Below are 12,257 nucleotides of genomic sequence, written 5' to 3'. Positions count from 1 at the left end.
AGGCAGAGTCGCTTCGCTCCGACTGCCTTGCTGATCCATTTTTTCGGCGACTCCAGCGGCTGGTCAGAAGCGGACTTCTTGTCCGGCTCGCCTTCGGCTTTGCCTTGTCTCATGCTCGCCTTCGGCCTCGCGGTGCTTGCTGCTCGCCTGCGGCTTCGGTGCGGTGTATCGCTATCGCTGCCGTCTTGGCCAAAGTCTGGCTCCTGTGTCGTTCAGCGGCTTACATGATTCCATTCGGAATTTCGCGTATTCTCCATCGCTCTGTTCTCAATCGTTCTATGGATTCTGCATGACCCATCCTCGCATCTACATGGCCGGCCCCGACGTCTTCCAGCGCGACTATGCGCAGCACAAGGAACGTATCCGGCAGTGGTGCGCCGAACTCGGTTTGGCGGCGCTGTGTCCGGGGGATGATGAAGTTACGGGGCAGAGCAAGGCGGAGGTGTCGCGCGCTATCTTCGATCTCAACATGGCGTTGATCGATTCGGCGGATTATGTGGTGGCGAACGTGTCCAATTTTCGCGGCCATGAGCCGGATTCGGGAACCGTGTTCGAGATCGGTTATGCCGTCGGCCGTGGCAAGAAGGTGTGGTGCTACAACACGCCGCAGGCCGATCTGTTGAGCCAGATACCGCATGCCGAGCCCGGTTATTGCCGTGACGGCATGTTGATCGAGGACTTCGGCTTGCCGCGCAATTTGATGCTGGCGCATGCCTGCGAGCTGGTGCATGGCGATTTGCGCGAGTGCCTGGCGCTGGTGGCGCGCTGGCATGGCGGCGTGCGCTGACAGGCCTTATTGCACCGGTACCCGTCCCAGCAGGTAGAACTCGTCGTTGGGCCGCATGCTGGTGACGTTGGCCAGGCGGTTGGACATGCCGAAGAAGGCTGCGATGGCGGCGATGTCCCAAGCCTCTTCTTCTCCGAATCCGTGCCGTTTGAGTTCGGTGAAATCCTCGTCGTTGACGGCCCAGGCGCTGGCTGAGACCTTCATGGCGAAGTCCAGCATGGCTTTTTGCTTGTCCGTGATGTCGGCCTTGCGGTAGTTGATGGCGACCTGGTCGGCCAGCAGCGGGTCTTTGGCGCGGATACGCAGGATCGCGCCGTGGGCGACGACGCAATATTGGCATTGGTTGGCGTTGCTGGTGGCGACCACGATCATCTCGCGCTCGGCTTTGGTCAGTTTGCCGGGTTTGTCCATCAACGCATCGTGGTAGGCGAAGAAGGCGCGGAATTCGTCGGGACGGTGCGCCAGCACCAGGAAGACGTTGGGGATGAAGCCGGACTTTTCCTGCACGGCCAGGATGCGCGCACGGATATCTTCGGGCAGGTCTTTCAGTTCAGGAACGGGAAAGCGGCCAATGGGCGGTTGGGGCATGGTGGTCTCCTTGTCGATGTCTTTTTTTGCCGGGTGCGTGTGCGCCCGATACGCGCCAACTTACCACTTCTGGCGGGGAGCAAGTGTCGCCGGACTGACGATGGGGCATTCCCTGTTTTGATATTTCCTTTTCGATAATAAAAAATATTATTAAGATATATCTTGATTTTGGTATTTCTAAGATATATCTTATGTTCATCGATCGATAAGGGCTTCAAGCAAGCCCGTCCCCGGGCGCCATTCAGGCGCAACACCAGATGAACACGACAGATGAAAAGGAAACACCATGTTCAGACATTTGATGGCACGTGCAGGCCACGGCCCCAAGCATCACCGTTTTGACCGTCCGCATCATGGCGCAGGCGGCATGTTCGATGAGGGCGGCCCGCGCGGCCGCGAAGGCGGCGGCCGCGGCGCGCGCATGTTCGAGCAGGGCGCATTGCGCATCGTGATGCTGCACCTGCTGCAGGAGAAGCCGCGCCACGGCTATGAAATCATCAAGGCCATCGAGCAGATGGTCGGCGGCGGCTACAGCCCGAGCCCGGGCGTGGTCTATCCCACGCTGACGTTGCTGGAAGAGATGGGTTGTGCCACGGTGGAGGCGGAAGAGGGCGGCAAGAAACTGTATCGCATCAGCGCCGCAGGCGAGGCCGAGCTCAAGCAAAATGAAGCCTTGCTGCAGCAGGTGTTGCGCAAGTTCGAGATGCGCCGGCAGGAGCGTCCGGATGCCGACTCGCCCGAACTGCGCCGCGCGGTGCAGAACTTTCGCATGGCGCTGCATACGCGCCTGGCCAAGGGGGCGTTGAGCAAGGAAGAACTGCACGCGGTGGTCGATATCATCGACCAGGCTGCGGTGGCGGTGGAGCGGGTTTGAGCGGATCGGCCGCGCTGAGCGGCCGGTTCGCCTCTTAGCCGTTGGCGGGCGCGATCATCTCCGCATAGTCGTACAGTGCGCCGAGGATATCCTGGGCGCGTTCGTCGTCGGCCTGCTCTTGCAGCGTGTCGATCTGTTCGAACAGTTGGGCGATGGTGCGGGCTCCGCCTTTGCCTTCGAACAGGCGCGCCGCGCGGTGTTCTTCCCAGTGCTGGGTTTCTTCGGCGCTGAGCGTCTCGGGGAAATTGCGCGCGCGGTAGCGGAACAGGATCTCGTCCAGGCGCGCGTCGTCGAAGGAGACGCTGGCGCGCGCCAGCTCCTGCGGCGGCATGGCGCGCAACAGCGCCAGTTGGCGCCGGTCGCCATTGCCGATGAAGCCGCCGTAGAGGTCTTCGTCGACATCGGGCGCGCCATCGCTTTCGCGGTGGAAGACGTCCTGCCACAGTGCCCCCAGGTCGGGGAGCGCGGCGGCGCTATCGGCATTGCGCAGGGCGGCGTCGATGTCGATGCCCAGTTCGGCCGCGCGGGCCGGGGCGAGCGTCTTGAGGCTGCCGACCACCATCGGCGACTTGTTCAGGTGGATGCTCTTGATCGGCAGGCGCGTGACGCCTTCGGGCAAGGCGTCGGCCTTGCTGAACATGCGTTCGCGCACGGTGGCCGCGTCCAGCGTGGACAGTTCGGCCGGGTCGCTGGCCAGGTCCCAGGCGATCACTTCATTCTTGTTGGTCGGATGCATGCCGAGCGGCCACATCAGCGCCAGGCAGCCGCGCGTCGCCGGGAACATGCCCGACACGTGCAGGAAGGGCTTGTTCTGCGGCAGGCCGATCTCGGCCGCGGCCTTGTCCTTCTTGTGCAGCGCCAGCGCGAAGTCGAACAGGCGCGGGTTCTTCTCACGGATCAGGCGCGCCAGCGCGATGGTGGCGCGCACGTCGGACAGCGCGTCGTGCGCCGCTTCGTGCAGCAGGCCGTTGGCCTTGGAGAGATGTTCCAGCTTGAAGCTGATGCTGCCGTCTTCCCTGGTCGGCCAGACGATGCCGTCCGGGCGCAGCGCGTAGCACAGGCGCACCACGTCCAGCAGGTCCCAGCGGCCGCAGCCGTTTTGCCATTCGCGCGCATAGGGATCGATCAGGTTGCGCCAGAACATGAAGCGCGTGACCTCGTCGTCGAAGCGGATGGTGTTGTAGCCCACGCCGATGGTGCCGGGTTCGGCCAGTGCGCGTTCAATCTGCGCGGCGAACTCGTGCTCGGGCAGGCCGCGTTCCAGGCAGGTCTGCGGCGTGATGCCGGTGATCAGGCAGGAGACCGGATCGGGCAAATAGTCCGGCGCCGGTTTGCAGTAGACCATGAGCGGTTCGCCGATCTCGTTGAGTTCGGCGTCGGTGCGCACGGCGGCGAACTGCGCCGGGCGGTCGCGGCGCGGGACTACGCCGAAGGTTTCATAGTCGTGCCAGAGGAAGGTGTGGTTGGACATCGCGGTATTAGAACTCATTTCATCAATAGGCGTGAGTGCGAGCTTACCCCGTTTGGGATGAAGTGCAAGGCGCGAACTTGGGGCAAGACTGGGTGTCTTGCCCCAAGTTCGTAACGCGGCAATTCGCCCAAACGGGCCGCTCCCTCCGGGTTCTGCTCAGAAAGGGCGCTGGCCGCGTTGCACTCCTTGCGTGTGGCACCGCCACACGACGCGTCGCGCGCCTTGCCAGCGCCCTTTCTGAGCAGAACGCATCTCACGCCTATTGATGAAATGAGTTCTAAAGTCGATCGCGCGATTATAGAGGGTGTTGGGGGGGGCTGACGCGCCGCAATGGCGCGTCAGCTGGAAGATTGGAGACTTTTCGAGTGATTGCGGCAGAGTTATTGCAGCGGTGCCGTGTCGCGCTTGAGCAGTTTGCGCAGCGTGTCTTGCAGGTTGCCGTTGCGCATGGGCGCCTGGCCGCCGGCGTATTGGATGTTGTCGATGATCCAGCCGCGCGCGTCGCGCGTGAGCAGTACCGTGTCGGTCCACTTGGAGGGCGCCTTGAGCTTGGCGTCGCTGTAGATCAGCTCGACCGAACATTCGCTTTCGCGCTCCCGCATGTCGCACTGGATGATGCGGAACGTGGAAGCGCCGCCGGGATTGGCGGTGAAGATATCGCCCTCGACCAGCGGCGACAACGGGGCGGCGGCAGACTGTGCGGTGCGCGCCTCTTCGGCGACCGAGACATCTTTGAGCAGGTCGAACAGCGGCACCGACAAGAAGTGGCGGAAGGTAATCAGTTCGTTCAGGGTAAGCGCGCCGGAGGGGCGGGCCGACTGGTGCATCTGGTAGAAGCTCGATACCAGTTCCTTGGCCTTGCTCTCGTCATTGCCCGTGCATGCGCCAAGCAAGAGGCTGGCTGCAACGATACATATTTTCCCGATCCGCTTCACGTTCCAATTCTCCCCTTGTGCCGCTTGTCCACGGTTCTGTTCTTGCGCGGCGGTACTGAGCCGGTGGCAAAACGACAAGTATTCTTGCAGGCAAGCTTACGCCTTTTCCGAACGGCCGGAGACCGAGAACACATCGTCAAAATGCCGCCAATTCCCGGCCATGTCTGACCGTTTCTGGTCAATTATCGGCACTTATATCGGCACTTATTCGGCTTCCTTGATGGCGTCGGCCAGGGTGTCGCTCAGGTATTCGCGTTGCGAGGACTGGTCATTGCCGATGAATTCGATATCGTCGATGCGCCAGCGCTGGTCTTCGCGCACCAGCAGGATCTTGTCGTTCCATGCTTCTGCGGCGCCGTCTTTCTTGTATTGGAAGGCGACCTGGCAGGAGGAGCGCCGGTCGTCGGTATCGCAGGACTTCACCGAGAACGATGTGGCGCCTTCATACAGCGAGGTGAACAGGTCGCCCTCGATGATAGGCGGCGCCTGGTTGCCGGCCATCGCATGGTAGCGGACGTCGGCCGCTTCGGCCTGGGTCAGCAGGGCGTACAGCTCGCGGCTCACCAGCGGCTGGTATTGCCGCAGCTCATCGGGCGGGGGCAGGCCGGGCGCGTTGGCCTTGAGGTGGAGGGTATAGAAAGCGCGGATGACTTCGGCTTGCCGCTGTTCTTCGCCGCTGAAGTTGTTGCAGCCGCCCAGCGCCAGCGCCGCGGCCAGGGCGGAGGCGCCTGCGAGAAAGCGGGACCGGCGGCGGGTGTGGACGGAAGGGAAATTCAAACGGGGTAATCTGGTCATCCGGCGGTTCCTGGCGCACGGGAAGCCGCGCGCCGGTCTTGTCATGGCAGTGTGTTGGCAGGCGGTGGCGGCCTGCCCGCGGTTTTTAGTCAGGTTTTGCGCGTAATCGTTCCGCAAACTGCCGGCGCATGGCCAACAGCGGGAACGGCTGCTTATGCCGATGCGCTCAGCAGCGAGAAGTGCTCGACTTGCGGCGGGCCGGCGAAGAATGGGCCGACGATGCCGCGCCATTCAGTAAAGGCGGGCGACTCGCGGAAGTCCACGGTATGGTTTTCCAGCGTGGCCCACTGCACCATCAGGAGGTAGCGCTCGGGCGACTCGACGCCTTTTTGCACCTGGTGGCCGAGATAGCCCTTGGCCTTGGCGATGGTCTGCGCCACGCCGCGCGCGATGGCTTCGTCGAATTCGGCTTGCTTGCCGGGTTGGATGCGGATGTCCGCCAGTTCCAGGATCATGTGGGTCTCCATAGTCGAATAGTCGAGCAAGTGGCGCCGGCGCAGGCCGTGGCAGCCTGGCGCGGCGCCAAGAACCCGTTTCATTGTGAAACGGGTTCTAAAGGATTATCACATCTTCCGACGGCGGGCGCGTTCAACAAAATTCGCGCGGCCGGTGAATTCGCTTCACGCGGCGGGTTTCTCATCGGCGATGGCGGCGCGCCGCGCGGCGGCCTGGCGCAGCTTCTGCTCCATGTCTTCCAGGCCGATCTCGATGGCGCGCGTGCTGATCATGATTTCCCACAGCGATACCAGCAGCGACAACACCAGCAAGAACAGGCTGATGCCGAAGAAGGCTTCGGCCAGGTGGCCGTGTTCGACAAAGATCAGGAACATCGAGACGGCGCACATGATGAAGCTGGACACGCCCAGCGCCTGCATGTAGCGGGTCAGCACGATGCGCTTGCGCAGGTTGAGGATCTGGCGGATCACCAGGTCGCGGCCGTCGTCCTTGTGCTGGGTCTGCAGGTTGCGGATCAGTTGCGCCAGCACCAGGAAGCGGTTGGTATAGGCCAGCAGCAGCAGCGAGGTGGCCGGAAACAGCAAGGCGGGCGTGGTCAGGTTCATCATGGACATCGGGAATAGGGCGGGCGGCGCCTGCGGGAGCGCGACGCTATCGTTACTTGTTTCGCAAGAAACATGCCCATGAGCAGGCGGCGGCCAGCCGCATCGGCATTCCCGCGCCAAGGCGTGTCGCCCTCGCCGTTTTGGGGCAGGCGGATGCACCACTGCCGGTTTTCTGCACCGCTGTGCGGCAGCATCTTCCGTCGCGCAAATCTTTTTGCATTTTTTATCGCGCCCGGCCTTGTAGCCAATTGTTATTTGAAGCGCCCCTCAATACACTACCCCACGATCCAATAACCCATAACGAAAGGATATCCATGTCGGGCTCTTATTTTCCCCAATGGCGGCTGCGCAGCGGCACCCATGACGGCCAGGGAGCCGTCATCGCCGCCGATGAACGCTTGCCCGCGCCGCAGACCGTGGCCATGGGCGTGCAGCACGTGGTGGCGATGTTCGGCTCCACGGTATTGGCGCCGCTGTTGATGGGGTTCGATCCCAACCTGGCGATCCTGATGTCGGGCGTGGGTACCTTGCTGTTTTTCCTGCTGGTGGGCGGCCGCGTGCCGAGTTACCTGGGTTCCAGTTTTTCCTTCATCGGCCTGGTGATCGCGGTGACCGGCTACGCCGGTTCCGGCCCCAATCCCAACCTCGGCGTGGCGCTGGGCGGCATCATCGCCTGCGGCGCGCTGTACATCGTGATCGGCCTGGTGGTGGGCTGGGTCGGCACGCGCTGGATCGAGAACCTGATGCCGCCGGTGGTGACCGGTTCGGTGGTGGCGGTGATCGGCCTGAACCTGGCGCCGATCGCGGTCAAGGGCGTATCGGGCAACAGCTTCGACTCCTGGATGGCGTTGGTCACAGTGCTGTGCGTGGGCTTCGTCGCGGTATTTACGCGCGGCATGCTGCAGCGCCTGCTGATCCTGGTCGGCCTGCTGCTGGCCTATGTCATCTACGCCATCCTGACCAATGGCGCCGGCCTGGGCAAGCCGATCGATTTTGCCAGCGTGGTCAATGCCGCCTGGTTCGGCGTGCCGCACTTCGCGACCCCGGTGTTCCAGGCCGGCGCGATGGCGCTACTGGCGCCGGTGGCCATCATCCTGGTGGCCGAGAACCTGGGCCATATCAAGGCGGTGTCGGCCATGACCGGCCAGAACCTGGACCGCTACATGGGCCGCGCCTTCGTCGGCGACGGCCTGGCGACCATGCTCTCGGGCAGCGTCGGCGGCACCGGCGTGACCACCTATGCCGAGAACATCGGCGTGATGGCGGTCACCAAGATCTATTCGACGCTGGTGTTCGTGGTGGCGGCGGCGATCGCCATCCTGCTGGGTTTCTCGCCCAAGTTCGGCGCGGTCATCCTGACCATTCCCGGCGCGGTGCTGGGCGGCGTGTCGATCGTGGTGTTCGGCCTGATCACCGTGTCCGGCGCGCGCATCTGGGTGGAGAACAAGGTCGACTTTTCCAGCAACACCAACCTGATCGTGGCCGCCGTGACGCTGGTGCTGGGCGCGGGCGACTTCACGTTGAAACTGGGCGGTTTCGCATTGGGCGGCATCGGTACCGCCACCTTCGGCGCCATCATCCTGTACGCATTGCTGAAGCGTCGCGGATGAGTTGGACAAGGCGGCGTGGGCGGCGCGGCGAAGGCCGCGCTTGCCGGAAATGAAACGGGCCGGTCAGGGCGACCGGCCCGTTTTTTGTGTCTCTTTCAAGTTTCATGGCGTGTTTGCCAATGATCCGTGGGCAATTTCGGGAGCGGGTGTCGCGTCGCATCAAATCGGCAAAAGATTTCCATTGAGCAATCCAATTTTGCTGTCTATACTTTGCGGCGTTGCAGCGCGATACGACTAGAACGCATTTCTATAATGCCGGCCCCGGGGAGGGCGCCGGACGCGGGCGACACCGGAGACGATCCGGGCAAGACGTCCACGCAGGGGCGAACGGTTTCATCAGATCCTGCGTTTTACAAGGGGAATTCCAATGAGCACCACCATCCGTCTGTCCGCACTGCTGTGCGTCATGTTGCCTTTGCTGTCGGCGTGCGATGCTTTCGCCGGCAAGAAGGACTACACCTATTTCCGCCAGCATCTGGACGAAGCCAAGTCGGTCGCCGACCAGTGTTCGATGAACGGCACCTCGGGCATGAACGCGGCCCAGATCAAAGTGTGCGACATCGCGCGCGAAGCCTACGCCAATCGCAACTTCAATTACTGATTGAGGCTCGCCGGCCGGTCATTTCCACTGGCGGATCGCGTGCGGGGCCCTGGGATGTGCAGGACAACAGGGCTGGTGCGGCTACGGCGATACGCAATCGCATGCCCCCTCAGTTCGCGTCGACGGTAGTCACCGGTCTGTCACAAATTTGTCAAAGTCGGCTTGTAGAATGCCTCGACTTTCACGCCGCCCAGCCCATCCATGCACAATCCGCCGGAAACACCGCAAGCCTTGCATCTGCTCTATGAGCCGGCCGGTTTCATTTGCGCCTTCCGCTTCGAAGACCGCTGCGCGCGCCAGATGAAGTGGAACGAGGTGATCGGCCATCGCCCCGTGGCGCCGGAGTTCACCTGGCTGCATGTCAAGACGGCCGATGTGAAGATCCAGCAATGGATGGAGCACCATAGCGGCGTGCCTGAACACATCTCCGAATTCCTCCTCAGCAACGATACCCATCCCGGCTTGCACATGACGGCCGACAGCGTCTACGGCACGCTTACCGACATGAAGATGGAGATCGGCGACACCGGCACCGAGAAGGGGGCGCTGCATTTCTACCTCGACTCCACACGCTTGCTGACGTTGCGCACGCAGCCGCTGTGCTCGACCAACCTGCTGCGCCAGACGGTGCTCGACGGCACCGGTTTCGACAACACCATGGACTTGTTCGCGGAGCTGTTGCGTTGCCTGGCCGACGGCTTCAATGCGCGGCTCGACGGCCTCAACGACAAGGTGGACGACATCGAGTTTTCGGTGCTCTCCGACCGCCGCTCGGAAGACCGCGCCGAACTGGGCAGCATACGGCGCCAGTTGGCCGAACTGCGCCGCTTCATCGCGCCGGAGCGCCGCATCCTGAGCCAGTTCAACCGCCTGCGGCCCTCCTGGGTCGCGCCGGAAGCGCTGGAGGACCTGACCCATGCGCTGGACGAACTCAATGAATTGCATTCGACCGTGGAGGCCGTGTACGAGCGCGCCAAGCTGCTGCAGGAAGAAATCGCGTCGCAGATGTCGGAGCAGATGAACCGCAACCTGATGGCGCTGTCGGTCCTGACCGCGCTGCTGATGCCGGCCACGCTGGTGTCGGGGATTTTCGGGATGAACGTGGCGGGTTTGCCGGGCCTGCATGACGAGGCTTCGTTCTGGATGGTGATGTCGGTGATGGTCGGCCTCGGCGTGGCCACCGTGGCCTTCCTCAAATGGATGAAGATCTGGTAAACGGGTTGCGGCAATCGGGTTCCGATCGCCAGCCGGCGACGGCCGGTCAGTCGCGTTCGGCCATGGCTTCTTCGTTCTCGCGGATCAGGCGGTCGATGTCGAGGTTGTCGACCGGTTCCACGCGCAGCGACAGCGGGCGCCACAGCGAATACAGCCATAGCCCGATGGTGCACAGCGTGCCCAGGAACAGGGTGATGAAGCCCGACAGGAACAGGCCGATGAAGGGCGAGGCGACCAGGCCGTCATAACCGATCAGGTGCTTGCCGTCCCAGGTGATGGTCTGCGCGCCGAACAGCGAGAGCACGCCCATCAGCACCGAAAACGGCACCAGCGAAAACGTGGTGCCGATAGCCAGCAGCTTGTAGATGGTGCCCATCGACATGCGCTGGATCTTGATCTGCTCGAACATGAGCTTGTTCCCCTCTTGCTTGCCCGGCCCGTGTGGTCGCCGGTGTGCCTGTGATGCCGCGCCGCGCGCCCCCGGAATCGATTGCGCGGCCCGCGTGCGGCGGGTGCTGGTGCACCCGCCTTCTTTGCTTCTTTGCTTACTTGCCCCAGCTGTCCTTGAGCGTCACGGCGCGGTTGAATACCGGCTTGCCTTCGGTGGAATCGACCCGGTCCGCGACGAAATAACCGTGGCGTTCGAACTGGTAGATGGCGCCCGGCAGGGCGCCCTTGAGCGTCGGTTCCAGGTAGGCGGTGATCACTTCCTTGGAGTTGGGGTTCAGCGCGGTCAGGAAATCCTTGCCGCCGGCGTCCGGATGAGGGTCGCTGAACAGGCGGTCGTACAGGCGCACTTCGGTGGCCAGCGCGTGCTCGGCGCTGACCCAGTGCAGGTTGCCCTTGACCTTGTAGTTGGAGCTGCCTTCGGTGCCGCTCTTGCTGTCTTCAAAGTAGTTGCAGTGCACGGCGATGACGTTGCCGTTCTCGTCCTTGTCGCAGCCGGTGCATTCGACCACGTAGCCGTAGCGCAGGCGCACCTTGTTGCCGGGGAACAGGCGGAAGTAGCCCTTGGTCGGCTCTTCCATGAAGTCCTCGCGCTCGATCCACAATTCACGGGTGATCGGGAAATGGCGGTGCTCGGTATCGTGCAGCGGATGGGCCGGCGGATAGACCGGCGCGCTGCAGGCGATGCTTTGGCCTTCGGGGAAGTTGTCGATGATCAGTTTGAGTGGACGCAGCACGGCCACGGCGCGCGGCGCCTTGGGGTCGAGGTCGTCGCGCAGCGCGCCTTCCAGGATGCTGTAGTCGATCCAGCTGTTGTTCTTGGAGGCGCCGGTGCGGTCGCACATCAGGCGGATCGCCTCGGGCGTATAGCCGCGGCGGCGCAGGCCGACGATGGTGGGCAGGCGCGGGTCGTCCCAGCCGGAGACGATCTTTTCGTCCACCAGCTGGCGCAGCTTGCGCTTGCTGGTGATGATGTAGGTCAGGTTCAGGCGCGCGAATTCGTACTGGCGCGGCAACGGCCGCGTGAAAAAGCCTTCCTCGGCCAGGCGCTCCAGCAGCCAGTCGTAGAACGGGCGCTGGTCTTCGAACTCCAGCGTGCAGATCGAGTGCGAGACGTTTTCCAGCGCATCTTCGATCGGGTGCGCATAGGTGTACATCGGGTACACGCACCATTTGTCGCCGGTGTTGTGGTGGGTGGCGTGGCGGATGCGGTAGATGGCCGGATCGCGCAGGTTCATGTTGGGGCTGGCCATGTCGATCCTGGCGCGCAGGATCAGCGAACCGTCGGCATGCTTGCCGTCGCGCATTTCCTCGAACAGGCGCAGCGATTCTTCGGCCGGTCGGTCGCGCCAGGGCGAGTTCTTGCCCGGCTCGGTGAGCGTGCCGCGGTTTTCGCGCATCTGCTCGGCGTTCTGCTCGTCCACGTAGGCCAGGCCGCGGCGGATCAGCGCCTGGGCGCCGGCGTACATCACGTCGAAATAGTTGCTGGCGTAGTACAGGTGCTGCTTGCCGTCATGCTCCCACGAGAAGCCCAGCCACTTGACCGAGTCGAGGATGGTGTCGACGTATTCCTGTTCTTCCTTCTCCGGGTTGGTGTCGTCGAAGCGCATGTGGCAGCGGCCGGCGTAATCGCGCGCCAGGCCGAAGTTCAGGCAGATCGACTTGGCGTGGCCGATGTGCAGGTAGCCGTTGGGTTCGGGCGGAAAACGGGTGATCACCTGGGGCAGCGCCTCGCCTTCCTTGCTGCTGCGCTCGGCATAGGTGCCGGAGACCAGGTCGGATTCGATGATGCCGCGCAGGAAATTGGTGGAAGGTGCCGCTGAATGTCCGTTTTTCAGTTCGTTGCTCATGGGATGAATCGGGAGAATGCCTA

Annotated in this window: 13 protein-coding genes; 5 read left to right on the top strand and 8 right to left on the bottom strand. The window is 62.9% G+C overall.

Going from position 1 to position 12,257, the window contains the following annotated elements:
• Positions 1-289: 289 nt before the first annotated feature.
• The gene (locus AC07N6_RS12165) at positions 290-787 is read left to right on the top strand and encodes a nucleoside 2-deoxyribosyltransferase (RefSeq protein WP_494782582.1); all 498 of its coding nucleotides are present in this window, start codon (positions 290-292) and stop codon (positions 785-787) included.
• Between the two features lie 6 nt (positions 788-793).
• On the opposite strand, the gene AC07N6_RS12160 is transcribed toward AC07N6_RS12165, so the two are convergent.
• The gene (locus AC07N6_RS12160) at positions 794-1,375 is read right to left on the bottom strand and encodes a peroxidase-related enzyme (protein ID WP_494782583.1); all 582 of its coding nucleotides are present in this window, start codon (positions 1,373-1,375) and stop codon (positions 794-796) included.
• Positions 1,376-1,661: 286 nt separating this feature from the next.
• Between AC07N6_RS12160 and AC07N6_RS12155 the strand changes: the two genes are divergently transcribed.
• Complete coding sequence (locus tag AC07N6_RS12155; protein ID WP_494782584.1) at positions 1,662-2,249, top strand: PadR family transcriptional regulator; 588 nt, start codon at positions 1,662-1,664, stop codon at positions 2,247-2,249.
• A gap of 34 nt (positions 2,250-2,283) precedes the next feature.
• On the opposite strand, the gene sbcB is transcribed toward AC07N6_RS12155, so the two are convergent.
• The 5 genes from sbcB to AC07N6_RS12130 all read right to left on the bottom strand — a co-directional run bounded on the left by sbcB (position 2,284) and on the right by AC07N6_RS12130 (position 6,514).
• Positions 2,284-3,720, bottom strand: coding sequence for an exodeoxyribonuclease I (gene sbcB / locus AC07N6_RS12150; RefSeq protein WP_494782722.1), 1,437 nt, complete (start codon positions 3,718-3,720; stop codon positions 2,284-2,286).
• Between the two features lie 380 nt (positions 3,721-4,100).
• Positions 4,101-4,613, bottom strand: a complete 513-nt coding sequence (locus AC07N6_RS12145; protein WP_494783202.1) for a YqhG/Tai3 family protein — start codon at positions 4,611-4,613, stop codon at positions 4,101-4,103.
• 246 nt (positions 4,614-4,859) lie between these two features.
• The gene (locus AC07N6_RS12140; protein ID WP_494783203.1) at positions 4,860-5,450 is read right to left on the bottom strand and encodes a DUF3828 domain-containing protein; all 591 of its coding nucleotides are present in this window, start codon (positions 5,448-5,450) and stop codon (positions 4,860-4,862) included.
• A gap of 152 nt (positions 5,451-5,602) precedes the next feature.
• Positions 5,603-5,905: an antibiotic biosynthesis monooxygenase family protein gene (locus AC07N6_RS12135; protein WP_494783314.1), complete on the bottom strand. Its 303-nt coding sequence runs from the start codon at positions 5,903-5,905 to the stop codon at positions 5,603-5,605.
• Between the two features lie 165 nt (positions 5,906-6,070).
• Positions 6,071-6,514 (bottom strand): DUF2721 domain-containing protein, encoded by a 444-nt coding sequence (locus AC07N6_RS12130; RefSeq protein WP_494783204.1) that lies wholly within the window; start codon positions 6,512-6,514, stop codon positions 6,071-6,073.
• Between the two features lie 311 nt (positions 6,515-6,825).
• On the opposite strand from AC07N6_RS12130, the gene AC07N6_RS12125 reads away from it, so the two are divergent.
• From AC07N6_RS12125 to AC07N6_RS12115, 3 genes are all read left to right on the top strand, one after another.
• Entirely contained in the window at positions 6,826-8,121 is a 1,296-nt protein-coding gene (locus AC07N6_RS12125; RefSeq protein ID WP_494783205.1) for a solute carrier family 23 protein, read from the top strand.
• A gap of 367 nt (positions 8,122-8,488) precedes the next feature.
• Positions 8,489-8,722, top strand: coding sequence for a hypothetical protein (locus tag AC07N6_RS12120; RefSeq protein ID WP_494783206.1), 234 nt, complete (start codon positions 8,489-8,491; stop codon positions 8,720-8,722).
• Positions 8,723-8,923: 201 nt separating this feature from the next.
• Positions 8,924-9,937: a transporter gene (locus AC07N6_RS12115; protein ID WP_494783207.1), complete on the top strand. Its 1,014-nt coding sequence runs from the start codon at positions 8,924-8,926 to the stop codon at positions 9,935-9,937.
• A gap of 46 nt (positions 9,938-9,983) precedes the next feature.
• Here AC07N6_RS12115 and AC07N6_RS12110 read toward each other — a convergent pair whose 3' ends face one another.
• Both AC07N6_RS12110 and AC07N6_RS12105 read right to left on the bottom strand, forming a co-directional pair.
• Positions 9,984-10,346, bottom strand: coding sequence for a hypothetical protein (locus tag AC07N6_RS12110; protein WP_494783208.1), 363 nt, complete (start codon positions 10,344-10,346; stop codon positions 9,984-9,986).
• 136 nt (positions 10,347-10,482) lie between these two features.
• Entirely contained in the window at positions 10,483-12,234 is a 1,752-nt protein-coding gene (locus AC07N6_RS12105) for a glutamine--tRNA ligase/YqeY domain fusion protein (RefSeq protein WP_494783209.1), read from the bottom strand.
• Positions 12,235-12,257 lie beyond the last annotated feature (23 nt).

The sequence above is a fragment of the Herbaspirillum sp. GW821-FHT09A12 genome (assembly GCF_059418325.1).
This window is presented reverse-complemented; position numbering and strand designations above follow the sequence as displayed.